Origin of the sequence: Aquamicrobium soli (genome assembly GCF_042646345.1) — a bacterium.
GTDB classification, from domain to species: domain Bacteria; phylum Pseudomonadota; class Alphaproteobacteria; order Rhizobiales; family Rhizobiaceae; genus Mesorhizobium; species Mesorhizobium soli_A.
In genome coordinates this window covers 236990-261502 of the sequence record NZ_JBHRTK010000001.1, presented here as the reverse complement: position 1 = coordinate 261502, position 24513 = coordinate 236990, and the positions used below count along the sequence as shown (strand labels likewise).

At 60.9% G+C, this 24513-nt stretch carries 18 protein-coding genes and 4 pseudogenes; 9 read left to right on the top strand and 13 right to left on the bottom strand.

Annotated elements, in window-relative coordinates; all coding sequences use genetic code 11:
- Nucleotides 1–231: 231 nt before the first annotated feature.
- From ACFOHJ_RS01350 to ACFOHJ_RS01340, 3 genes are read left to right on the top strand one after another with little or no spacing between them, the layout of a single operon-like run.
- A complete protein-coding gene (locus ACFOHJ_RS01350) occupies nt 232–966 on the top strand; it encodes an SDR family NAD(P)-dependent oxidoreductase (RefSeq protein WP_378217703.1) in 735 nt (244 codons plus the stop codon).
- Nucleotides 967–1010: 44 nt separating this feature from the next.
- Nucleotides 1011–1613: an NADPH-dependent F420 reductase gene (locus ACFOHJ_RS01345; protein WP_378217701.1), complete on the top strand. Its 603-nt coding sequence runs from the start codon at nt 1011–1013 to the stop codon at nt 1611–1613.
- 48 nt (nt 1614–1661) lie between these two features.
- On the top strand, nt 1662–2603 hold the full coding sequence (locus ACFOHJ_RS01340) for an SDR family oxidoreductase (protein ID WP_378217699.1): 942 nt from the start codon (nt 1662–1664) through the stop codon (nt 2601–2603).
- A 184-nt stretch (nt 2604–2787) separates the two neighbouring features.
- Here ACFOHJ_RS01340 and ACFOHJ_RS01335 read toward each other — a convergent pair.
- Together ACFOHJ_RS01335 and ACFOHJ_RS01330 are read right to left on the bottom strand one after the other, a co-directional pair.
- Nucleotides 2788–3006 (bottom strand): annotated as a pseudogene (locus ACFOHJ_RS01335) (helix-turn-helix domain-containing protein); the annotation flags it as partial.
- Between the two features lie 186 nt (nt 3007–3192).
- Nucleotides 3193–4303: pseudogene (locus tag ACFOHJ_RS01330) on the bottom strand (ATP-dependent metallopeptidase FtsH/Yme1/Tma family protein).
- A 469-nt stretch (nt 4304–4772) separates the two neighbouring features.
- Between ACFOHJ_RS01330 and ACFOHJ_RS01325 the strand changes: the two are divergent.
- Nucleotides 4773–5344: pseudogene (locus ACFOHJ_RS01325) on the top strand (NADPH-dependent FMN reductase).
- Nucleotides 5345–5896: 552 nt separating this feature from the next.
- Here ACFOHJ_RS01325 and ACFOHJ_RS01320 read toward each other — a convergent pair.
- From ACFOHJ_RS01320 to ACFOHJ_RS01280, 9 genes are all read right to left on the bottom strand, one after another.
- Complete coding sequence (locus tag ACFOHJ_RS01320; protein ID WP_378217697.1) at nt 5897–6934, bottom strand: diguanylate cyclase; 1038 nt, start codon at nt 6932–6934, stop codon at nt 5897–5899.
- A 1-nt stretch (nt 6935) separates the two neighbouring features.
- The gene (cheB, locus tag ACFOHJ_RS01315; RefSeq protein WP_378217695.1) at nt 6936–7961 is read right to left on the bottom strand and encodes a chemotaxis response regulator protein-glutamate methylesterase; all 1026 of its coding nucleotides are present in this window, start codon (nt 7959–7961) and stop codon (nt 6936–6938) included.
- Complete coding sequence (locus ACFOHJ_RS01310; RefSeq protein ID WP_378217693.1) at nt 7958–10207, bottom strand: hybrid sensor histidine kinase/response regulator; 2250 nt, start codon at nt 10205–10207, stop codon at nt 7958–7960. Before ACFOHJ_RS01310 ends, cheB begins: the two co-directional genes overlap by 4 nt.
- A complete protein-coding gene (locus tag ACFOHJ_RS01305; protein WP_378217691.1) occupies nt 10204–10743 on the bottom strand; it encodes a chemotaxis protein CheW in 540 nt (179 codons plus the stop codon). The genes ACFOHJ_RS01310 and ACFOHJ_RS01305 overlap by 4 nt, the downstream gene beginning before the upstream one ends.
- 134 nt (nt 10744–10877) lie before the next feature.
- Entirely contained in the window at nt 10878–12119 is a 1242-nt protein-coding gene (locus ACFOHJ_RS01300) for a CheR family methyltransferase (protein WP_378217688.1), read from the bottom strand.
- The gene (locus ACFOHJ_RS01295) at nt 12116–12520 is read right to left on the bottom strand and encodes a chemotaxis protein CheW (protein ID WP_378217686.1); all 405 of its coding nucleotides are present in this window, start codon (nt 12518–12520) and stop codon (nt 12116–12118) included. Before ACFOHJ_RS01295 ends, ACFOHJ_RS01300 begins: the two co-directional genes overlap by 4 nt.
- Before the next feature lie 24 nt (nt 12521–12544).
- Complete coding sequence (locus ACFOHJ_RS01290) at nt 12545–14161, bottom strand: methyl-accepting chemotaxis protein (protein ID WP_378217684.1); 1617 nt, start codon at nt 14159–14161, stop codon at nt 12545–12547.
- Between the two features lie 744 nt (nt 14162–14905).
- Nucleotides 14906–15811 carry an ankyrin repeat domain-containing protein gene (locus tag ACFOHJ_RS01285; RefSeq protein WP_378217682.1) on the bottom strand — a complete coding sequence of 302 codons (906 nt, stop codon included), beginning with the start codon at nt 15809–15811 and terminating at the stop codon, nt 14906–14908.
- A gap of 299 nt (nt 15812–16110) precedes the next feature.
- On the bottom strand, nt 16111–16269 hold the full coding sequence (locus ACFOHJ_RS01280) for a hypothetical protein (RefSeq protein WP_378217680.1): 159 nt from the start codon (nt 16267–16269) through the stop codon (nt 16111–16113).
- A gap of 420 nt (nt 16270–16689) precedes the next feature.
- On the opposite strand from ACFOHJ_RS01280, the gene ku (ACFOHJ_RS01275) reads away from it, so the two are divergent.
- From ku (ACFOHJ_RS01275) to ligD (ACFOHJ_RS01265), 3 genes are read left to right on the top strand one after another with little or no spacing between them, the layout of a single operon-like run.
- Entirely contained in the window at nt 16690–17553 is an 864-nt protein-coding gene (ku, locus tag ACFOHJ_RS01275; RefSeq protein ID WP_378217678.1) for a non-homologous end joining protein Ku, read from the top strand.
- Between the two features lie 15 nt (nt 17554–17568).
- Nucleotides 17569–18378: a non-homologous end joining protein Ku gene (gene ku / locus ACFOHJ_RS01270; protein WP_378217676.1), complete on the top strand. Its 810-nt coding sequence runs from the start codon at nt 17569–17571 to the stop codon at nt 18376–18378.
- A 1-nt stretch (nt 18379) separates the two neighbouring features.
- On the top strand, nt 18380–19435 hold the full coding sequence (gene ligD, locus ACFOHJ_RS01265; protein WP_378217674.1) for a non-homologous end-joining DNA ligase: 1056 nt from the start codon (nt 18380–18382) through the stop codon (nt 19433–19435).
- Here ligD (ACFOHJ_RS01265) and ligD (ACFOHJ_RS01260) read toward each other — a convergent pair whose 3' ends face one another.
- On the bottom strand, nt 19436–22075 hold the full coding sequence (gene ligD / locus ACFOHJ_RS01260) for a DNA ligase D (protein WP_378217672.1): 2640 nt from the start codon (nt 22073–22075) through the stop codon (nt 19436–19438). It abuts the gene before it with no gap.
- 649 nt (nt 22076–22724) lie between these two features.
- Nucleotides 22725–23213, bottom strand: a complete 489-nt coding sequence (locus ACFOHJ_RS01255; RefSeq protein ID WP_378217670.1) for an Hsp20 family protein — start codon at nt 23211–23213, stop codon at nt 22725–22727.
- A gap of 245 nt (nt 23214–23458) precedes the next feature.
- Between ACFOHJ_RS01255 and ACFOHJ_RS01250 the strand changes: the two are divergent.
- A pseudogene (locus ACFOHJ_RS01250) lies at nt 23459–23642 on the top strand (DUF3606 domain-containing protein).
- Nucleotides 23643–23656: 14 nt separating this feature from the next.
- Nucleotides 23657–24439, top strand: a complete 783-nt coding sequence (xth, locus tag ACFOHJ_RS01245; protein WP_378217668.1) for an exodeoxyribonuclease III — start codon at nt 23657–23659, stop codon at nt 24437–24439.
- Nucleotides 24440–24513 lie beyond the last annotated feature (74 nt).

Sequence of the window (24513 nt, the reverse complement as noted above, 5' to 3'; positions counted from 1 at the left end):
GCCCGTATCTAACACGCCGAACGGCAACAAGGGCGGCCGTTATAGCATATGCCGGCGCGCGGCCCGCTTCCGGGAGATGGATAGCGATCGTCGCGGCTGGCGACAGTCGCCCTGCCGGATCGATTTCGCACCACTGATATGCGCACTTCCGCACTCAACAACGAACGCCGGCGGACCCATTTCGAGGTTCTCGGGGCCAGATGCTGTCCCGACACCACGAAAGGGAAAGTCATGGGAAAGCTTGAAGGTAAGGTTGCAGTCATCACAGGTGGCGCTACCGGCATCGGCCTCGCCGCAGCAAAGCGCTTCATTGCAGAGGGTGCCTTTGTCTTTATTTTCGGCCGTCGGCAGGAAGCGCTCGACACCGCTGTGGCCGAACTGGGAACCAAGGCGCGCGCCGTGAGGGGCTCGGTTTCCGATCCGGCCGACCTCGACCGGCTCTACGCGGCGGTGAAGGCCGAGCGCGGAACTCTCGACATCGTTTTCGCCAATGCCGGGACAGGAAGTCTGCTCCCCCTCGGCGAGATCACCGCCGCGCACATTGACGAAACTTTCGACACCAATGTGAAGGGTACGATCTTCACGGTCCAGAAGGCGCTGCCGCTGATGAGCCAGGGCGGTTCGATTATCCTGACGGGATCGAGCGCCGGCACCACCGGTGCCCCGGCGTTCAGCGCCTACAGCGCGAGCAAGGCGGCGGTGCGCAATCTGGCGCGGACCTGGGCGGAGGACCTGAAAGGCACCGGCATCCGAGTTAACGTGCTGTCGCCCGGGCCGACAGCGACCGAACTCGCCAAGGAAGCGGCAGGCGAGGAGGGCATGAGGGTCTTCGCCTCGATGAACCCGCTCCAGCGCATTGCCGAACCGGCGGAAATCGGAGCGGCGGCTGCCTTTCTCGCGTCGTCAGACAGCAGCTTCATGACCGCCAGCGAGGTCGCCGTCGACGGTGGCTTGGCGCAGATCTGAGTTCCACGCCGGGCCGTCGCTCGGCAAACCTGAAGAGAAGAAATATGAGCTACGCAATTATCGGTTTCGGCAATATCGGCCAGGCTCTGGCCAGGGCGTTTGCCCGCAACGGCATCGAAGTATCCGTTGCGACCACGCACGACCCGGCAAGTTTTGCATCGAAAGCGGCCGCGATAGGGCCGACGATCCTTCCCAAAAAGTTGGCCGAAGCCGTCAAGGCGGACATTATCTTTCTGGCGGTCCGTTTCGAACAACACTTAGATGTCGCGAAGGCGCTGCCCACCTGGCAGGGCAAGACCATCATCGACGTGACCAACGCATATGGCGTGTCCCCTGAGAAACTAGGAGGGCAACCGTCTTCCCGCTTCGTCAGCCAGGCATTCACTGGTTCAAGACTGGTCAAGGGCTTCAACCATCTGGTCGCTGCGGTCCTCGCTCAGGATCCGGCCGTGCATGGTGGCAGGCGGGTCGTGTTCCTGGCAAGCGACGATGAAGATGCGGCGACGGAGGTTGCTGGGCTTGCAGAAAAGCTCGGTTTCGCACCCGTCAAACTCGGCGGGTTGTCGGGAGGTGGGCTGCTGGTCCAAGGGCGCGGAAACAGCTGGGGTCACCTGATCTTCAAGGACCTGGTCAAGTTCGACGGCTGAGCACGCCCGTATCACTACTTTTTTATGCTGCCCACAAGGAGCAATACCATGCATGTTTTCGTCACTGGGGGAACCGGTCATTCCGGTCCATACATCATCTCCCAGCTCATCACCGCAGGCCACGAGGTCACCGCTCTGGCCCGGTCGGACGCGGCGGCAGCGAAAGTGACCGCGCACGGCGCGAACGCTCGTCGCGGCAACCTCGAGGATTTCGACGGGCTCAAGGCGGCGGCTGCGGATTCCGACGGCGTTATCCATGTCGCGCACAGGCAGGATCTGCTTCCATCCGGCGGCATTGACGCCGTGGCGGCGGCGGAGGTCCAAATCATGCTCGCCTATGGCGAGGCGCTGGCAGGGACTGGGAAGCCGCTGGTCGTATCAGGGAGCATTGGCTCGCCAAGTTGGGAAGGCCTGAGCCAGCCAGCCACCGAGGATGACCCTGCCCTTACCGGCGGCGATGCGTACAAAGGCACGTTGCGAGTTCGCAACACCGTGGAGAGGACTGTAATCCGCCTCGCGGAAGAGGGCGTGCGGTCTTCGGTCGTGCGAATTCCTCCCATCATACATAGCGCGACCGACGATGCCGGGTTCCTCCCACTGCTGATCGGACTCGCGAAGGAGAAAGGCGTCGTCGGCTACCTCGGAGACAGCGCAAACCGGTGGTCAGCGGTGCACGCTCGCGATCTCGCCTCATTATTCCGATTGGCGCTGGAGAAGGCCCCAGCCGGCAAAAACTGGCACGCGGTTGCCGACGAGGGTGTTCCGTTCCGCGAGATCGCCGAAGCTATTGGCGGTCGTTTGGGCCTCCCCGCCGTGCCCATTCCCGCAGACGTCCTGATGCTGCCGGGATACTTCGGGTTCCTCGCGAATTTGGTCACGCTGGACGTCCCGGCGTCCAGCCTCATCACCCGCCAGACTCTCGGTTGGAGACCCGTTCAGCCAGGTCTGATCGCCGACATGGACAACGGACACTACTTCCCGGTCGGTTGATCCTGGTCGAGGTCACAAGCCGCATTCCAAACGTCAGGAGTTCGAACATGAGCACCGTCAGAGCGCGGAACTTCCCGCGAGCGGTGGGGCGTCATCGAACAGATCAAACAGGGCAGCCGCTGTCTTCATGCTCTCGGCCTCTCCCAATTCGTCGTCCGGCTTTACCGGCCACTATTGCTAAGCGCTAGCTGAGCACACGCGAACCGTGCTTTTGCACCACCGAGAGCAATTTCAGCGCCAGCCCCCTCGGCCGCTTAGCGCCGGTCTCCCACTGCTGCACCGTTGACTCCGACGTGTTCAGATAGCGCGCGAAGACCGGCTGGCTGACATGATTCTTTTCGCGTAGCGCCTTGATCGCATCCGGATCGAACGCCGCAGGGACCGCCAGACGGCCCTCGTCGAAGCGCGCCCTCCGACTTCGCAATCACCTGGCGTTGGATTCGGTCCTGCGGCGGGTCCTTGCCTTCGATCCCGAAGCTGGACGGAGAATCCTCCAGCAGCAGGAACGCCGGCGTCCGTGCCAGCCGATCGGAGAACCCAACTACCGGGACCGTCCGGATACCGGTCAAGCGCCCGCTTAAGCCGGAGTCTATACTGGCTTGTCCAACATTATCGGACGGTCCGGTAGTAAAGGAGCCGGAGGCAGACCTGTCACTTCCAGGATCTCCTTCTCGTCGAGGGATTCCTGCTTCATCAGGGCCGCCACCAGCCGATCGAGTTCCGCCCGGTGTTCGCGCAAGAGACGTTTGGCCTCCTCGTGGCACTCCTTGATTATGCGCACTATTTCCATGTCGATGAGCTTCGCCGTCTCGTCGCCGTAGGGTTTCGAGGCGCCGAAGCTACTTGAACCCAGCCAATTGTTCTGGCGCGGCGCTAGCTGGACCATGCCGAGCTTGTCGCTCATGCCCCAGCGGGTGACCATCTGTCGGACCAACCCGGTGGCCTGCTCGATGTCGTTCTCGGCGCCCGTTGTCTTGGTGCCGTAGACGACTTCCTCGGCGGCGCGACCGCCCAGCATGCCCACGATCCTCGCCCGCAGATAGGCTTCCGGGTAGCTGATAGGTCACGCCGAGCGCCTGCCCGCGCGGAACGATGGTGACGCGGTGAACGGGGTCGGCGCCCGGCACGACCAGGCCCAGAATGGCGTGTCCGCCTTCGTGATATGCCACCCGTTCCTTGTCCGCCTCGCTAAGGATGATGGGGCGCTCCGGCCCGAGAACGATCTTCTCGAGCGCGTCCATGAAGTCTTTGTGATGGACCTTGTCCTGCTGGCGGCGCGCGGCCAGGAGCGCCACTTCGTTCACGAGGTTCCTGATGTCAGCCCCGGAGACGCCGGGGGTCGTCTGGGCGATGCCGCCAAGGTCGACGTCGTCGGCGAGCGGTACTTTGCGGGTGTGGACCTTGAAGATGGCCTCGCAGCCATCCTTATCGGGCAAGTTGACGACCACTCTACGGTCGAACCGGCCCGGGCGCAGAAGCGCCCTGTCGAGAACGTCAGGCTGGTTGGTCGCAGCAAGCACGATGATCCCCTCGCGGCTAGAAAACCCGTCCATCTCGTTGAGTATCTGATTGAGCGTCTGCTCCTGCTCACTCGCGCCGCCGACCACCGCCTGGCCCCGGGCACGGCCGATGGAATCAATCTCATCGATGAAGATGATCGCGGGTGCGTGCTTACGCGCCTCTTGGAACAGGTCGCGCACGCGCGCGGCGCCCCGGTTCGCCGGCGCGACGTCGCGCGAAACGATGCTCTGGATCGCCAGGACGGTGGACGAACAGCTACCACCGGGTAAATGGTCACTGCGGGGATGCCGCCATGGCCGCCCTTGCCGATGATCTCGACTTTCCAGTTATCGACCGCCGACATCATCTCGCCGGGGTGGAAGTAGAACTTGCCTCCCTCGAGGCCGGGGATCACAAAGCGAGGCTTATTCAAAGGGGGTGTCTGCAACCGTCATGCGCAAGCGCGCCGCGTCACCTGAACTCGCGGGAGAGGCGACGACAAACGCGGTAACATGCATGCGAGCGGCAACGGTTTTGTCCCGATCCCAGCTTGAATACAAGGCGCGCCGCTCCAGTTCTCTCATCCAGACCCCGATCCTGTCGGCACCGAGGACCTTCCTGCTGGCGATGATCGAGAAAGCAAGGGCACTCCAACTCCGGGAGGATAATATGTCAGATTTCACAGTAGGATATTTCGTAGGCAGTCTGGCGAGAAGTTCGACAACCGGAAGCTCGCTAACGCTCTGGTTCGCGTGGCACCACCAGAGCTGGCGATGAAGGAGATCTCGTTCGGCGACCTGCCCCTCTATAGCTACGACTATGACAGCGACTATCCTCAGGTCGCAAGAGACTTCAAGGCCGCAATAGCCGAGGTCGATGCGGTCCTCTTCATCACACCGGAATACAACCGCTCGATTCCTGGTGGTTTGAAGAATGCAATCGACTGGGCAAGTCGTCCCTATGGCCAGAACGCCTTCACCCGCAAACCCTCCGCGATCATCGGCACCTCGCCCGGAGCCATTGGCACAGCCGTCGGCCAGCAGCATCTCAAGAGCATCCTCAGCTTCTGCAACTCGCCAATGATGAATGCGGTCGAGGCTTATATCCAATTCGTACCGGCCCTGATCTCCGACCAGGGCGAGGTCAGCGTCGCTTCCACGGAGGATTTCCTGCGCAGCTATATGGAAGAATTCCGGGACTTCATCCGGCGCGTCCTCACCGTATATCCAAGGCCCACCTGACATCGTGGAAGGACACCGCTGTGCGTAACGAAACGGTCCGCGGGCCGGCCAGCTGCGAGGCTCCCAAACAGCGCCTCGCGCGTTGCTTCGGCTATGGCGTGCCGCCCCACGAGCGCGCGACAGCATCGGCCCAAAGAGCATCTGGCGCTTGTCGCGCAGCAGACCAACCAAGCCTAGAAAGAAGGTCACGATCAAGGACGGTAAGGAGACCTACAGCGTGGGCTTCAACGAGTGCCACTACTATCCGTTGCCTTGGCCGACAGCGTTTCTGGAACAATACGCCGACAACAACCTCATCCTGAAGGCGTTCGAAAGGGGATATCCGGGGCCGCGTCCGCAGTAGGGCGACGAGATGCTCGCTTGAAAGCTCGGCGTGAGGCGCACCACCATGATCCAGGGCAACATGAAGCGCGAACGCAAATACTTGTGCCAATGGCGGGCAAAGGTGAGATCTAGGCCTCGGCAGTTCGCCGGGGCCGCGTTCCAGGGCATGTGCTCGGCAATCTCTAGGGCAACGACATCGATCGCCGCGTCGTGTGCCGCCACGAACACCTACTCTGCGAGGTATCCCTTGGACATGACTGCACGATTGCGACCCGACCGCTTGGCCTCGTACATCGCCTTGTCGGCAGCTTCGACAAGGCTGAAGGAAAACTCGTCGGGTTCAGGCAGACGCGTTGCCCCGCCGACGCTGATCGTGACGTAAGGAGCGACCGGCGAAGCGAGGTGGGGAAGATTGAGCGCTTCTACCGCCAGCACGACCTTCGTGGCAAGAGCTGCCAGCTCCGTAGCCGTCGTTTGCGGCAGGATCACGATAAACTCCTCACCGCCCATGCGGACCACAAGATCCCTGGGTCTTCGAAAGTTTTCTCTTAGCGATTCAGCAACGGACTTCAGTACTTCATCGCCAGCAAGATGGCCGTATGTATCATTATATTGCTTGAAGTGGTCGATATCTACCATCAATATTGAGATCGCCTTCTTCTCACGGATCGCGCCAAGCCATTCCGTTTCGTAATACTCCGCAAAAAATCGCCTGTTGCTGAGGCCGGTAAGTCCGTCAACATTTGTCAGGCGCTGCAATTCAAGATTGGATTCCATCAGCGCCTGCTGGCTCTTGCGCAGGGCGCGATAGGCCTCGTCGCGCTGAAGCTGTGAAACATAGGCGGCGGAGTGATAACGGATCCGCGCGATCAGCTCGATGCGATCGGGAAGCTTGACGAGATAATCGTTAGCGCCGACCCGGAAGGCGTCGCTCTTTACACTCGCTTCCTCCTTGGTCGAAAGCACGATGATGGGTATTGAACTGGTCTGGAGCTCATCGCGATACTGGCGCACAAGATCGAGCCCACCCACTGTCGGCATTACCAGATCCTGCAGGATGACAGTTGGTTGTACCTGCTTTGCGATGGCGACCGCCTCGGCAGGGTTCGAGCAATAATGGAATTCGATCTCGGGCTCGCAGAGTAATGCACGCCGGACAGCCTCGGCGACCATGACCTGATCGTCGACAAGAAGCACCATGATCGGTGGGTTGACAGCCGAAACGGGCAATTCCTCGTCCTGATCGCCAGATGCTGGGGTGGTCATTTCATAATTTCTCCAGGGGCGGCTGGGAGCCGAGCAATTCCGCTAACTTGGAGGCAATCCTGTTGAGCGGAAGGACGTCGGTCGCTGCCGCGATTGTAGCGGCGGCCTTGGGCATTCCGTAGACCGCACTCGTGGCCTGATCCTGTGCGATGGTGTAATGCCCGAGCCCGCGAAGCACTTTCAGCCCTTGCGCCCCGTCGGAGCCCATTCCGGTCAGCAGTACGCCGATCAGCGGGCCGCTGCAAACCCGCCCGACACTGTTAAAGAACACATCGATCGAAGGCCGATAGATCTGGTCAATCGGGGTTGACGTGTAACCCAATTGGGCCTTCGACTTGAATACGAGATGGTCGTCAGTGCCTGCGAGCAAAACCGTCCCCGGCACAGCTCGATCACCCTCGCATGCCAGCTTGACCGGCATCGCGGAGTGCTGCCCCAGCCAATTTACCAAGCCCGGCGCAAAGCGGGCGTCGACGTGCTGGACGATGACGATGGCCGCAGGAAAATTCCTTGGAAGATTCGTCAAGATCTCGGCGAGAGCCGCTGGTCCGCCGGCCGACGCACCGATCGCCACCAAGGGGCTCGATGGCGCCACATTCCGGTTCGCCGTAAGACGCCTGCCGGAATTTTTTTCCCCCACAAGGCGGGCGATCGCATCAATTTTAGCCAGCACCGCGCGGCCACTCACTTCCGGATCGTCGGTGCCGAGTAAAGGAGTGTCGACAGCATCAAGCGCGCCTTGTCCCATGGCCGCAAAAACCCGCGCCGCATTGGTCTCGATATCGGCGGTTACGATCAGAATGGCGCATGGCGACTGCGCCATAATGCGTCGCGTCGCTTCTATCCCATCCATTTGCGGCATGACCAAATCCATGAGAATCAGATCCGGCCGATCGCGCATGCACATGTCGACGGCCTCGGCGCCGTCATTGGCTGTCCACACAAGTTGATGCCTTGGCGCCAACGCCAGCACCCGACGCATCGCTTCGGCCTCGATCATCTTGTCGTTGACGATGCCTATCCTCACGTTGTAGCGGCCTCTCCGATCAGATCGATCACCGCTTCGACCAATGCCTCGCTCTGAAAACTCCCCTTTGTCAGGTAGTAATCTGCCCCGGCCTCCAGGCCGCGCTGACGATCGTCCTCCCGGTCCTTGTAGGACAGGATCATGACGGGCAGCTCCCGCATGGACGGATCCTGACGGATGCGCCGTACCAGTTCGACGCCGTCAAGGCGTGGCATGTCGACGTCGCTGACGACGAGGTCGAAACGCGTCTGGCGTAGCGCATTCCAACCATCCATGCCGTCAACCGCGACATCCACTTGATAGCCATGATGCTCCAGGAGCTTTCGTTGCAGCTCGCGCACCGTGAGGGAATCGTCGACGATTAGAATGCGCTTGCGTCGCTCTTGATCGGCCTTGGCGATGTCCTGCCCGACCTTTTGAAGCCCATCAGCGGAGGAGAGCTTCTCCATCGATCGTATCATGTCTTCCGCGTCGACGATCAGGACGGGCGATCCGTCTTCCATGACGGCGGCCGCAGCGAGATTCTTGATCTTGCCGAGTCGCGGATCGAGCGGCTGAACGACGAGCTCTCGGCCGCATACCAGCCTGTCCACCACCAGCCCGTACATATTGGTCGGGCCGCCCAGCAGGACCACTGCAAGTTCCGCTGTATCATGGACGACCTCGTTGCAGCCCAGAACCTGGTGAGCGTTGACCAGCCCGACCTGCTGCCCGTCCAAGGCGAAGTGCTGGCGCCCCTCGAGCGTCTGCAGCTGATCGACGGGCAATTTGATCGCGCGGGCAATATGGGCAAAGGGAAACGCATAGGGCTCGCCGCCAATCTCGACGATAAGCGAGCGGATCACCGAAAGGGTAAGGGGCAGCTCAAGCTTGAAGCGCGTGCCATTGCCAGCCTGGGAACTCACGCGCACCAGGCCGCGAACCTGACGGACCATCTCCTGCACGGCGTCCAGTCCGACCCCGCGGCCGGAAATCTCCGTGACGCCCTCCTTCATCGAGAAGCCGGGCAGGAAAAGAAATTCGAGCAGTTCGCTCTCGCTGAGCTTCGCCGCCGTCTCCTCGCTGGCCAGTCCCTTTGCGGTGACGGCTCTGCGAACCCGCTCGATATCAATGCCCCTTCCATCATCGGACACAGTGATTTGCAGGGCGCCGGCATGGTGCTGGGCCTCAAGGCTGATCGTCCCCCCTGCCCTCTTTCCAGCGCTCAATCTTTCATCGGAACTTTCGATGCCATGGTCGAGAGCATTGCGCAGCAAATGGCCAAGCGGCGCGTCAAGCTTCTCCAGTATTTCACGATCGACCTGAGTGCGTTCCCCGACGATCTCCAGACTGACCTGCTTGCCGAGATCGCGCGCTATATTGCGGACCATCCTCGGAAAGGCGCCGACGCCATCCGCGAACGGGCGCATTCGCACCTTCAGTGCCTGGCCGTAGAGACGGTGGGCCAGGGTCGTGGCGTGATGGTCGGCAGCCTCCAGTTCATCCAGCTTCTCGGTGAGAAGCTTCCTGCATGAGAACAAGCCCTGTTGGGCCTCGACCAGCGCGTTGCGAGCGCGTTCATCCAGCAGATGCAGGGGCAACGCGTCTTGAAGCACACCGAGAGCGCCGGCGGTCTCCCGCTGAAGCCGCTTCAATCGAAGCAGCGACTGCGCGAAGGGCCTGAGCCTGCGGGACTCTACGAGCGATTCGCCCGCCAGATCAAGCAGCCGGTCGAGATTGTCGGCGCTCACCCGCAGCGCGCGGTCGGCAGGTTCGGAACTAGAGGCCGTTTCGGTTGCGGCCGATCGCAGTGACGCCGTTCGCCGCGACGGAAAGGTCGCGGGCAGTTGCTCGGGAGAAAGTGCCGGCCCCTGCGCGTTCAGGTCAGCCACGAAACGGTCGGCCTCCGCCTGCCAATCCTGATCGGACATGCCGCCGTTAGGGCCGAGCGCCTTCGCAAACATCGAAAACAGGTCGACGCCCCGTAGAAGTTGGTCGATCCGGGCCTGATGGAGGACCGCCCCTCCGCTCTGAACGAGGACGAACAGGTCTTCCATGGCGTGGGCGACCGTGACCGCGGCACGAATTTCGATAATGCTCGCAGCCCCCTTGAGCGAGTGGGCGGCGCGCATGCAGGCTTCAAGCTCTTCGACGCGACCAGGGTCCTGCTCCAGCGCCAACAAGGCAGACGTTAACACATGCGTCTGGCTTTCCGCTTCGATGCGGAACAGGTCATGCATGGAAAGGTTGCTGAAGTCCTGAGTCATATCACGCACCGATTGAGCGCGTCGAAAAACGAACGCTCATCAAGGCGCCCGACGCTTTTGCCGCGCCAAGAAAACAGGCCCTTGGTGAAACGCGAAGCAGACCGGGCCACGGTCTCTGGCGCGCGTGCGAGGTCGACCAGGCTGTGGTAATGGGTATGCTGAACTTCGTCGACGGGAAAGGCAAGGCGACCGCCAGCGTCCCTTACGACGACAAGTCTCGAAGGCGCAGCACTTTCCGAGCAGCCAATCAGGAGCTGAGCGATCGACAGACAGATGACCAGATCCCCGCGTACGTTGACTATGCCCATTAGCGCAGGATGTCGGCGATGCGGCAGGGAATGGATCGGACGCGATCCGACAACCTCGTCGAGAACTTGAGTGGGGAGCGCGAACCACTCGTTGCCGACCCGGAATATGAGGACCGATTCCATCTCGGCTTTGGATTGCCCGGCCGGTGTTCCTATCTGTAATAGACCGGTTTCTACCGTTTCCGGTAAGTCGCGGTCGAGCAATTTGCCGGCGGCAAGCGAAAACACGGGACAGTTCCGGCAGTGGGAATGGCGTGCGAGCTCGGGGCAAGATCTGTCGCCGTGGATGCCGATCCGCTTCCAGCAGCGGTCAACATTGTCTTGTGTCGCAACCGACATTTCAGTCGAAGAACCCGCCGGCATCATCGGCTCCTCCGCTTTTCCCGCCGCTGCAAGCGCTCTTCAAGCAGCCTTGCTCCAAGATGATCCCCTTGCTTCTTCAGCAACAAGGCGAGGTGATGGAGCGCTTCCGAGCTTGTTGGCTCCAGGTACAGGACCTTGCGGTAATAGTTGATCGCGCCCGTCGGATCGCCCGCCGCGTCGCGGATGAGGCCCATCAGGAGGAAGACGTCGGGCGAAGGGCCAAACTCACGGATGTGGACCTCGCAACCCTGCGCCGCCTCGCCAAGGCGACCGCCATCCGCGATGCGTCGTAGCTCCTCGAGACCGGGTCCTGGCTTCGCCGGCTGCGCAATCTGCGACGTGACGACGGGCGTGCTTGGCTTCGCCGGAAGGGCGCGGTCACGTGCCGGCTTTACCGAGGACGGCGAACGCGGCGTTGCCGGCTCTGCCTTTGACTCGACAGGCTGCGCGAGCGCTTTCAAGAACGCGAAGGCCATCGGAAGCTTTGCCGAAGCAAATCCGTTCGCGGCCATCAGGCCCGCTTCCGCATGGCCTACAAACAGCATCCCGTCGGGCGCGAGCAGGCCCCTAAGCAGGCTGAGAGTGCGGTTCTGAGTGCGGGTATCGAAATAGATCAGCAGGTTCCGGCAGAAGATGATGTCGTAGGGTTCGGCTCCGAGCAAAAGGCTTGGATCGACAATGTTCCCCTGCCTGAAATGGACAGGTTCTCGCACTGTGTCGTTCACGCGATAGCCGGCCTCTGTGGATTGAAAATGGCGTTCGCGAAACGCGACATCCTTGCTGCGGAAGGAGTTTCGCCCATAGATGCCGCGCCGCGCGCGCATAAGCGAGCGGGCGCTAACATCAATGGCATCTACTCGGAAGCGGCTGGCTGGAACGCCGGCGTCCAGCAGCGCCATTCCCATCGTATAAGGCTCTTCGCCGGTCGAGCAGGGCAAGCTCAACAGGCGTTGTTGCCGGGAAGGGTTCCCCTTCATCACGCGTTTGAGGAAAAAACCGACCATCGCCGCATAGGCCGGCGGGTCGCGAAAGAACCAGGTCTCAGGGACAATGACGGCTTCGATGAGTTCCTGCACCTCGTCGCGCGAATGCCGAAGCAGTTCCCAATAGTCATCGTCATTCTTGAGATTGCAGGCCTTGATTCGCGTTTCAACGGCGCGTTCGATCGCCGACAAACCAATGGATTTGGGGTCCAATCCCAAAGCGCGGTCCAGAAGATCCCCGAAACGTGCGGCGCTCATCGGCTTGCCACCAACGCCGGCAGCGCGGCGGGGAGCAGATCCTTCAACTCGACGCGCTGCACCAGACCATGCGGCCCCGGTGCGAAGGGGGCGAATTGGGCCGGATCGAGTCGCAGCATCTCGGTGACGTTCTCCGCAATCAGGCCGATGAGGCCTGCCTCATCATGAGGGTGGCGCACGACGATGATACGAGTGCTCATCCGCCGGCGTGCCGATCGGTGCACGTCGAGGGCGCACAGGTCGATAACCGGAACATAGCGGCCTCGATATTCGAACGAGCCGGCGACCGCATCAGGCGCCTGGCGCACCTTCTTCAGCGGCACCAGCGGCACGATCTCGAGGATGCTTTCGGCCGCGAGCGCGAAGCAGTCGTCGCCGATACGGAAATGGAGGAAGAGCATCTGCGGCTCCGAATCGTTTTGCGCCTAGACCGCCGACAGCTTGAAACGCGAGATGCTCCCATGCAGATTACCAGAAACCCGATTAAGTTCTTCGATTGCATCGCTGGACTGGCGCAGCGATTCCACCGTCTGCTGCGTCGCCTCGGTAAGCTGCACCAGCGCCTCGCTGATCTGTTCGGCGCCGGTCGACTGGGCTTGCATGCTTTCGCTGACGGTTTTAAAACGCGGCGCCAGGGTTTGAACCTGTGCGATGATCTCGGAGAGTTTGCCGCCGATCTGTTGCACGTCGTGAAGGCCCCGCCGAACCTGCTCGGAAAACTTGTCCATGCCCATCACGCTCGCGGACACGGCGGATTGAATTTCCTTCACCATCTGCTCGATGTCATAAGTCGCGACGGCCGTCTGGTCTGCCAGCCGCCGAATCTCGGTCGATACGACAGCGAAGCCGCGACCATATTCTCCCGCCTTTTCCGCCTCGATGGCCGCATTCAGCGACAGGAGGTTCGTCTGGTCGGCGATCTTGGTAATCGTTGTCACAACCTGATTGATGTCGCCCGCCTTGTCGTTCAGCACCGCCAGTTTGGCGTTAATGGAAGCGGCAGCTTGCATCACCTGACTCATGGCCTCTTCCATGTTCGTCAGGTCGGCCTGGCCGCCCGTTGCCAGTTCGGCAGCGTGTTCCGATATCGTGGTGACGTCGGACATGGTCCGCACCAGTTCCTTGGATGTTGCGGCGATCTCACGCGACGTCGCCCCAATTTCGGTCGTGGTCGCGGCGACTTCGGAGGCGGTGGCCTGCTGTTGTTTCGACGTAGCCGCGATCTCTGTCATCGAGGTGTTGACGCGAATTCCTGAGCGTTGAACCTGACCGACAAGTTCCATGACCTGGTCGGCCATCCGGTTGAAACCCTCGCCGAGTTCACCCAGTTCGTCGTGCCGGACTATAGTCATGCGTTGCGTAAAATCGCCCTGCCTCACCGTGTCCATCAATCCGGTCAGCTCTCTCAGCGGGACTGTGATCGCCCTCAGGAGCAGAAGGCCGGCAATGGCTGCCAGCGCTAGAACAAGGCCGAAAGCCGCCGTCATTGCCGTCGCGAGCGATTCGATCTCGTCATCCATCAAATCGACCTTCGCGACAGCGCCTGCCCTGTTGGCGGAAGCCAGATCTGCTATGGCACTGAAAGCTGCGTCAAACCGCGATTTCAGCTCCCGATCGGAAGTGTCGGTCGGCGGCGCCGGGTGACCCGCCGCTTGACTTAGCATGCCCGCCCTGACGCGTTCGTAGTCGCCGTATGCCGCAAGGAACTTTGCAAATGCCTCACGGTCCTCGTCCGTTACAAATCTTTTCTCATAGTCTGCGGTCAAGCGTTCGACCTCGGTGCGACTGCTGGCCAGCCCCTGCTCGGCCACAATCCTCGTCGCCGGATCACGCAGTTGGAACAGTGCCATAAAGTTTGCCGCAAGCGCATCCTTGATCAGGGAGCTTTGATGGAGGCCCTCTACCGAGTCGTTTTTCAATTCATGCGCGTGCTCTTCGATGGTCGTCAGGTGCAAATGGGCAAACAGGCCGACCGCAAGGACGACCAACAGGATCACACCGAAGCTGAAGATCGTCCGCGCGCGTATGGTAAGATATTTCATGATTTAGAACCCGAGCAACAAATGCGCATTCGAGAGAAAAAAACCGCTTTTTGCGGCGTTGTGGGAGGTCTTGGCGGCTCATGATATCCCAGTTTACCGATGCCATATTGAAGCTAACAAGCACTTAACAAAAGCCGGCTTGGGAGCGTCGGCCAAGGCGGCAGCAGAAGAAGTTTCCCCTCCAACTCAAATGAGCTTGGAAAGCAAAAGCTTCAATTCTGGTGGAGCGTCATCGGAATTTTTCCGCTCAGGCGGGATTGCGATCATAAATGTTCACTTTTAAATAACCGAAGGAAGTATCGCGTCTGGCGGATTTGTTAAAAGGCCCGGCGCTGCTTGAGCAGTCGCTAGTGATAGGATCGCATTTTTTCGTACTGATCTTCTCGGAATGAGAATTCTTCGTAAGCCGCCGGGAACGATGGCACGATCGGCGTCTGAATGCCATGCCCAACGCGCGGCCCGGCCAAGGCGATCGAGCGAGTGACCACCCGCTCATCGGGCAATCTGAGAAAGGTGATGACGTTTTCAAGTTCTGTTCGCCCGGCGCATAATGCGCCTGATACCTTTTTAGGCCGAACGATTTCACAGCCGTCTCCGCTTTCGCCCGAAAGCCGACATCGCCGGAGTTCAACGACGTTAGAGCATCCCGTGTAAATCTTTTGCCCTGAGGCCAGGCCTCGCTCGATTGGGATCGCGCCGCTGCAACCTAATTCGCAGGTTGTAGCACCCGCCAGAAAGGAGCAATCAGTTCTCGGGAAGCGGCGACGGTGTGTCACTCAAGGTTCGCAGGTAAGCAATGAGGTCTACTCGCTGCTTTTCGTCTTGTAGACCCGAGAAAAGCATATCTGTTCCAGGCAAAGCACGTGCAGGATTTGAGATGAACAGATTGAGTTCCTCAAAGGTCCAGGTGCCACCGGCATCCTTCATACTTGATGAATACTCGATACCGCTTTGTGACGCCTTAGGTCGCCCTACGATCCCCCACAGATTGGGCTTGGGATTCGGGATGCCCGGCGCGGCAAGATGGCAAGTCCCGCACGTTCTGTCATAAATTGCTTTGCCTGATTCAGCGCTTGCTGACGCGAGGCGTGCCGAAATTGGTGCAATGGCAGGTCGGGCAGCGCCGTGACTGCGTAGGTAGGCCACGACGTCGTCGTGGCCCCGAAGCTTGGCTAAATGTATGGGAGGACTTCCATTTGCTGTCAGCGCGTTAACATCTGCACCGGCATCCACAAGATGGATGACGCACTGAAGGCAGCCGTTCTCGGCAGCCACATGCAGGGGAGTCTGCGATTTCGCCAACTGATTTGGATTAGCTCCGTGCTTCAGTAACAGCTTCACGATGTCGGGGTACCCACCCTTGCTGGCGGCGTAGAGGGGCGTTCGTTGCCAACTGACAGGTAGATTAACGTCTGCCCCACGGTCGATCAGAAGTTTGGCTAACTCGGCGCTTCCAGCTTCGCAGGCAATATAGAGCGCTGTAACCCCGTCAATTTCATTAACAGCGGCACCTTTGTCCAAGGCGGAAGTCACTGCTGCAACGTCACCAGTCTTGACAAGATCGCCTAGGTTGCTCGCTTGGACGGGCAGCGTAAAGAGCCAAAGAACCCACGAAGCCCGAGCCACACGCATGAATCTGCGGTTGATCATTGCATCCTCCCTGGCGAGAGTTCCATGACGAGCATATTTTAAAACAGCGGCTGGGTGGAGACAACGCCACTTACGAAGGCGATTGATACCGCCTTCGATTGCACGGTGACTGCGTAAAAGAGTAATTTTCGGCCGTCGGCAAGATCGGCCCTTTTGGGCCGAGTGCCCAGTTGCGAGTAGCATTGCGGAAACTAAATAGATCGGACCGTCACTCCGCCTATAACGCATGGTCCGAGACGAACAATGTCACTGGCGGCCCATATCCCCCCGATATCGGGGTGGATCAGGCGGCGGCACGTTCAACTGGACGGGACGGCGCCTTCGAACGGATTGATGAACTGGTTGGCCGATGTGAAATAGCGTCCACTCTCGGCGAGCGTTGAAAGGGAGCGCTCGGGACGGAAGTGCTTCCAGAGCACCTCGTTACCGTTGAAAGCAGTGTCGCCAACCTTGCGCATGATTACTCCGCATCGACCTGACAGCCTGTTCGCTGCGGAGAGATACCACCGAACGGCCGTTTCTCTCCATCTTCTCCCCAGTCGGTGATATCTGTCCGCTACGAATCTATCACTGAGCGGTCATAGGATGTCAAAACTCGCCCCTTCGGGATTGTCGACGACGCTCGCCGCTTTCTGGGGGAGGAGCGCAAGCGTCGCGGGCTGACCTAAGGCTAGGTCGCTGACCTTACGGCGCGACGTGTTTGGGTCAAATCTCCATTCTGCCCCACTGTGCCTTTTTGCGGCTACGCAGGCGTAAACGGCATTCCGATCGAGCAATGCCGTCCAACCCTTTGAATTGAGATTCTTTTTGATGCCGGAACCATATCGGCAGTCCACGGCTTTATTGACTCGCATAGGTTGTGCCGGAGTGTAGGTGTCATGGTTACAGCGCGGGCAAACTGGAAGGGGTACATCAAGTTCGGAGAAGTTGCCTGCGCGGTAGCGCTCTATACGGCCGCTTCCTCGTCCGAGCGTATCGCCCTCAACACGCTCAACCGCGCCACCGGCAACCGTGTCCGCCGCGAATTCGTCGACAGCGAGACCGGCGATCCGGTGGAGCGGGAGGACCAGGTCAAGGGCTACGAGATCGAGAACGGCGATTTCGTCGTGCTCGAACCGGAGGAAATCGCCGCGGCGGTTCCGGAAAGCGACAAGACGCTGAAGATCGAAGCCTTCGTGCCTTGCGACGAGATCGACGATGTCTATTTCGATAAGCCTTACTACCTTGCGCCCGACAGGATGGGCGCCGACGCCTTCAGGCTGCTGCGCGACGGCATGCGGCAGGCGAAGGTCGCCGCGCTGGCGCGCACGGTCCTGTTTCGCCGGCTGCGCACGGTGCTGATCCGCCCGCACGGCAAAGGCCTGATCGGCACGACGTTGAACTTCGATTATGAAGTGCGGTCGGCCAAGGAAGCTTTCGAGGACATTCCCGCGATGAAGATCGAGGGCGAGATGCTCGACCTCGCCAAGCACATCATTAATACCAAGAAGGGATCGTTCGACGCCAAGAGCTTCGATGACCGATATGACGCCGCTGTCGCCGAGTTGGTCAAGGCGAAGATCGAAGGCAAGCCGTTGCCGAAGAAGAAGGCACCGCCGCCCTCGCAACCAGATGATCTTCTGCAGGCCCTGCGCCAGAGCGTTGGCATCGGTTCAAGTGAGAAGCCGAAACGCCCCGCCGCGAAGTCGAGGTCCGGCGCCAAGGCACCGAAGCGGGCCGCCAATTCGAAGCACGCCGCCTGATCGAAGGAGGACATCATGGCGGTTCGCCCCTACTGGAAAGGCTATCTGAAGCTCTCGCTGGTGACGTGCCCTGTGCAGATGATGCCGGCCACTTCGGAAAGCGAAAAGGTGCGCTTTCATACCCTCAATCGCGAGACCCACAACCGCGTCGTCAGCCACTATGTCGACGCGGTTACCGGCAAGGAAGTCAGCGATGAGGATGAGGTTAAAGGCTACCAGCGGGGCGAGAACGACTACATCATCCTCGAAGACGAGGAACTCGAAAGCGTTGCGCTCGACAGCACGAAGACCATCGATATCAACGTCTTCTCGCCTCGCGATAGCATCGAGTGGATCTGGCTGGACAAGCCCTACTATCTTTCACCTAGCGAGCCGGTCGGTGAGGAGGCGTTCTCGGTGATCCGCGATGCGATGGCCGCCGAGGACATGGTCGGCATCTCCCGGCTGGTGATCTCGCGCCGCGAGCGCGCCGTCATGCTGGAGCCGCGCGGCAAGGGCATCGTCTTGTGGACGCTGCGCTATGGCGATGAGGTGCGCGACGAGGAGGCCTATTTCGAGGGAATCAACGACAACAAGTCGGATTCCGAGATGATGCCGCTGATCCAGCAGTTCATCAAGAAACAGACCCGCCACTGGGACAGCAAGCTCGTCGCCGACCCAGTCCAGGACAAACTGCTGGAGATCATCGAAGCCAAGCGGAAGAAGACCAGGCGTCCGACGAAGGCGAAAGGCGCCGAGCCGAAGGCCACGCCGAACAACGTCATCAACATAATGGACGCGCTGCGCAAGTCAGTCGAAGGCGAAAGCCGTAAGGGCAAGCGCTAGGATGCGCCGATCCTCCAAACCGGCGGCTGCGCTGCTCTCACCATCTGAGCCAGCGATCCGGTCAGCGCGCCTGCGCCTGCGCGATGCTAGGCAACCCGACCTACCGTTCGACCCAATGCCGAAGCGGATCGAACCCTGTCTCGCCGTTCTGAAACCGAATGCGCCGGCAGGGCCGGACTGGCTGTTCGAGGTAAAATGGGACGGCTACCGACTTGCCGTGCATATCGACCGACAGGACGTTCGCATCATCACGCGCGGCGGCCATGACTGGACGCACAGGTTTCCATCGATCGCGCGCGCCGCCAGGCAGCTCGGCGTTCATGCGGCGATCCTTGACGGAGAAGCGGTGGTACTCGACGACAGCGGGCGCTCGGATTTCGGAGCGCTGCAAATGTCACTTGGCGGTCGCGGCGGCAAGAGAACATCGACCGAATCCATCCTCATGGTGTTCGACCTGCTCTATCTCGACGGACATGACCTCACCGGCTCCGAGCTGTCTGTGAGCCGCCATCTACTGGAGGATCTGGTCGTTCCGGGCAGCGACGGAGCGATCCGGCTCTCCGAGGAAGTGGAAGCCGACGGCGTCGAGCTTCTCGAGCAGGCCTGCCACATCGGCCTTGAGGGAATCATCGCCAAGCGGTGCGACCAGCCTTATCGGTCCGGCCGCACCGGCGACTGGCTGAAGATCAAATGCTTCCAGAGCGAAAGCTTCATGATCATTGGCTACGAAGCGTCGTCGGCAGCGCGTGGCGGCATCGGCAGCCTCCTGCTGGCCGCGAAACGCGGCCACGACTGGGTCTATGTCGGAGAAGCTGGGACCGGCTTCAACGGCAAGGATGCCGCCTCGCTTCGCAGCGCCCTCGACGCATTGAAAACAAAGACGCCTGCTGTTCCGTTGAAGGGCAACAACCGCGTCTTCGCGCAACCGACGCTGATCGCCGAGATCGAGTTCCGCGGCTGGACCCGTGAAGGCAGGCTGCGGCACGCGTCCTACAAGGGCTTGCGCGAAGTCCAGGACAATGCGGCCGTCTTCGACATGGACGAGCGCGACGCCTGATCAGGCCGCCTGTTTCATCGAGCGGGCGAGCCGTTTGATCGCGGCCTCCAGCGGACGATGACCATCGCCGTAGTCCTTCCACGCAGCACTCTTCGATAGCAATCCAGGCACGGTGCGCATCGTGTAGCGCTTCGGATCGAGGTCGGCTTTGACCTGGGTCCAGGTGAGCGGCATCGACACCGTCGCTCCGGGCCGCGCGCGCGGCGACAGCGGCGCGACGGCGGTCGCCATACGGTCGTTGCGGAGATAATCGAGGAAGATGCGGCCGTGGCGCTGGTTCTTCGCCATTTTGATCAGGTAAAGTTCGGGATTGTCGCGCGTCATTTGCAGGCAGACGTCATGCGCGAAGCCTTTGGCTTCCGGCCAGGTGAGCTTGCTGCGTTTGGCGACGGCGAGCGGCGTGACGACGTGCAGCCCCTTGCCGCCTGTCGTCTTGCAGAAGCTGACGAGACCGAGATCGTCGAGGCGATCGCGCATCTGCTTTGCCGCTTCGACGACTTTTGGAAACGGAACGTCGGGACCGGGATCGAGATCGAAGACCAGCCGCCCCGGCACTTCCGGCCGGCCGGGCTCGCAATTCCAGGGATGCAGTTCGAGTGCGCCGATCTGGGCGACGGCGGCGAGGCCCTCGACGCGGTCGATCTGTAGGTAAGGTTTTTTGCCCCCGAATACTTTCACCAGTTCCAGCAGATTGGACGTTCCAGGCATTGCGTGACGCTGAAAGAACTGCTCGCCGCCGATCCCGTCCGGTGCACGGATGATCGAGCACGGTCGTCCACGGATATGTTCGATGAGCCAGAAGCCGACGGCCTCGTAATATCGCGCCAGATCTTCCTTGGTGACCCGCTTGCCGTCGTTGGCGTCGGGCCAGAGCGGCTTGTCCGGGTTGGAGATCAGCACGCCCATGACGTTGACCTTGCCGCGGTGCCGGGAAGGTTTCGTCGGCGCCTCCGGCTCCGGCATATCCGTCCCTGTCGGTGAAGCGGGCTTCTCCGCCTCCACTTCCGCGGCCGGCTTGTCCTCGCGCAGCCCCTTGAAGGCCCCCTGTCGCACGAGGCCGTCCGCGGTCCAGCCGGCAAACTCGATCTCGGCCACCAGTTCTGGCTTCAGCCAAGTCACGCCGGGCTCCTTCTTCGGCGCACCGATGCCGGTGAACGGCGACTTAGCCGTCGCGAGCGCCTTCAGCTTCGGCAGCAGGTCCTTGACCTTGGCGGCGCTGTAGCCGGTGCCGACACGGCCGACATAGACGAAATGGTCGCCGCGGTTGACGCCGACCAGAAGCGACCGGAATTTGCCGTTGCTCGTGGAATAGCCGCCGATAACCACCTCATGGCCGGCGCGGCATTTCGATTTTGCCCAGGTTTCCGTGCGGCCCGAGGCGTAGGGCGCGTCGGCCTGCTTGGAGACGATGCCCTCGAGCGACAACCGGCAGGCCGAGCGCAGCACTGCTTCGCCGCCGGTCTCGAAATGTTCGACGAAGCGGATCCGGGCATCGTCGCCGACCTCGGACAGCGGGCGTTGCAAGCGGGCCTTGCGCTCCGAGAGCGGCATCGCGCGCAAATCCTCGCCGCCGTCGAACAGCAAGTCGAACGCGAAATAGACAAGGTCATCGGTCTTGCCTTCTGAGAGAGCGGCCTGCAAGGCGGCGAAGTCGGGAGCGCCGTTCTCGTCGAGGGCACAGATCTCGCCGTCTATGATCGCATCGGGCAGATCGCCGGCGGCGTGCGCGATGGCGGGGTATTTGGCTGTCCAATCCAGACCCTTGCGTGTCTTCAGGGTCGCCTCGCCATTCAGCACCCGCATCTGGATGCGATAGCCGTCGAACTTGATTTCATGCAGCCATCCGATTCCGGACGGTGGTCGGGCGAGCGTCTGGCAAAGCTGCGGGGAGATAAAGTCGGGAAGGTCGGCGGCGGCCGCAATATCGGGCTTCTTCTTCGCGGTGGCCTTCTCCTTCCGCTCCTCGGCAGCCAAGCCAGTGCGGCTGTCCCAGACAGCGTCTGCCTCCACTTTGCCGCCCTGCAACATGAACGGTTTCGGCTTGCGGCCCTTACCGGCGGCGATCGCCGACATTGTGCGGCCGGAGGCAACAGAAATGTCGTTCTCCTCAAGCACCGCGGCGCCGTTCTTCTCAACGGCGTATTCGTCACGATGCTTGATCAGCAGCCAGTTTGTTCGCTTGCTCCGTTCGCGGTCGTTTGCCATCCGCACCAGGACGAAGCTGCCACGCAGCCGCTCGCCATCGAGCGTGAACTTGAAGTCTCCCTTGGCCAGCGCCTGTTCAGGGCTCTTCTTTCCTTCCGGCTCCCAATAGCCGCGATCCCACAGCATGACTGTTCCGCCGCCATATTGGCCTTTCGGGATCGTTCCTTCGAAATCGCCATAGTCGAGCGGGTGATCTTCCACTTCCACGGCCAGACGCTTGTCGTGCGGGTCGAGCGACGGCCCGCGGGTCACGGCCCAGGATTTGAAGACGCCGTCCAGTTCGAGCCGAAGATCGTAGTGCAGCCGGGTGGCGTCGTGTTTCTGAATGACGAAGCGCCGGCGGTTCGATCGCCTGATTGCTTCCTTGCCGCTCGGTTCGCGGGTTTTGTCGAAATCGCGCTTGGCTTTGTAAGTTGAGAGCTTGTCATTTGCCATGAGCGCCTCAGCGGAACGGACTGTCACATGAACGCCGGAAGCAACATTACGTTCCGCTGGGCGAGGTTACCGGCCAACGCAGCCGGTCGCGGCCTGCCAAGCCCGCAAGATGGCGCCGGTCATGCCCGTGCCGGTACGGGATAGGCAAAGGCGCCGCCACGACCGGCTTTCGATACAACAGCTTCTAGCACAGGAGAAGGCGGCGGATCGTCGTCGTCATCGCGCCGGCGATGGCGCATAATGCGAGCCCAGTGTCGCAACGGCCTGCTCCTGCGCTGTAGCTGTGTCCGCCAACTGTGGTCGTCCTCGAAGATCCGGGGTCACGAGTTGCGTCCCGCGACTTGAGCGCATGCAGGATTTCGTCGATCTCAATAAGAGTGCCGTCCTCCAGCCGGCGCATCGAGGGCAGTCCGGGAACGGCATGCGCGTCAGACGCCCAGGACGCCAACAGGGCCCGCTTCTCCTCGTGCTCATCTCGGGATCGCCGAGGACCTCATCAGGACGCCGGAATATCGGCCTGAAGGGAACGTCCGCGCCGCGGGGGCTTGTATCTTGAAAACCGGTTTGAGCTATCATCTCCGTTTCTCCGCAATCTGTGCCTGCCGGCCGACACCGGAAGGCAAATCGCAGGTTTTGGGGCGCGTCTAAGTCACGCTGCCTTGCGCTGCGGCTCCGTATCCAGGCTGATCTGCTTCTTCCTGCCAGCATCATCAGCCACCGTGAAGTTCTCAGCCGAACCGATAGCGATGCGGCGAGGCTTAAGTTCCTCAGGAACCTCGCGCACGAGGTCGACCGACAGCAGGCCGTTTTCCAGCGCTGCTCGGGCGACCTTGACGTGGTCCGCCAGCTTGAAGACCTGCCTGAAATTGCCGATCGCTAGACCTTGGTGGAGAATGTGCCGGTCACCTTGTTCAGGCTGCTTCTGTCCGGTCACGACCAGATCGGGTCCGTGCTGGGTGAGTTGCACTTCTTCCGGGCCATAGCCCGCTATCGCCATGAGGATGCGGTAGTCGTTCTCGCCGACCTTCTCGATATTGTAGGGAGGCCAGTCCGAGCGCACGCCATTGTCGAGCATGTCAAAGAGATGGTCGAAGCCGACCGTTGAACGGTAGAGCGGGGAATAATCGAAGCTTCTCATAGCCACATCCTTCGTAAAGCAACATGGGTAACAAGCAGCGTCACAGCGTCTCTGCGACGCCAAACCGTCGGGCCGAAGCCCCGACGACAGATCGGTTTGGGGACAGCAAAAATATCGTTCAAGAGGTGGTCGCAAAATTTTCCGAGGAGGCCCCCAACGTGCCGGAGGCATGTCAGCCGGCAAATTGAACCGGACGAGTCCGACCGCGTTGTCAATGCTGGCAGTGCCAATCACGGAGAAAGATAATGGCGAATTCCCAGACGACCCGCGGCCGGAACCAGGATCGGGCACGCGTTGCCGCCGGACAAGGAGCACGAAGTGCGCTATGAATCAGGCAAGACGGGAGCGAGCAAAGCGCAAGTCAAGTCGGCGGTGAAGTCGGTCGGCAACAGCCGCAAGAAGGTCGAGGGCAAGCTCGGGAAACACTAAACAGAGCGCGGAATATGCCGGCGACGCGGATTGCCACCTTCAATGTGAACGGCGTCAACGGCCGGCTGCCGGTCCTGCTGAAGTGGCTGAATGAAAGCGCCTGCGACATCGTCTGCCTTCAGGAGTTAAAGACCTCGGACGAGAAGTTCCCGGTCGACGCCATTCGGGACGCCGGCTACAGCGCAATCTGGCCTGGCCAGAAATCCTACAACGGCGTCGCGATCCTCGCGCGCGACGCCGTCCCGGTGGAGCGCAGGCGCGGCTTGCCCGGCGATCCGGGCGACACGCATAGCCGCTATCTCGAGGCGGAAGTGAATGGCCTGATCGTCGGCTGTCTTTACCTTCCCAACGGTAATCCCGCGCCAGGCCGAAAATTCGACTACAAGCTGCGCTGGTTCGACCGCCTGATCGGTTATGGCCGATCGCTGCTGCAGGAAGATGCGCCCGTTGTTCTGTGCGGCGACTACAATGTCGTCCCCACCCCGATCGACGCCGTCGTGTCGAGACGCTGGCTGGGTGGTGCGGTTTATTTTCCCGAAAGCAGGCAGGCCTATGCGCGAATGCTGGGGGACGGTTGGATTGACGCGGTTCGCCGCACCCATCCCGAAAAGGGCGTTTACACTTATTGGAATTTCTCTTTTCGTGGCGGCTATGATCGCAGTTCCGGCCTCAGGATGGACCATCTCCTGATCAGCCCGCCGCTTTCCGACCAACTGCGAGGGGCAGGCGTGGACGCCGACGTTCGGGGATGGGAAAAGCCCAGCGACCAAGCGCCGGCCTGGATTGAAATCGAATGAGCGGCCAGGAACGCAGCCCGCCGATCCGAATTATCCCGTGATGGCTTCTTCGCTCGACAAGATTCCACTTTGCA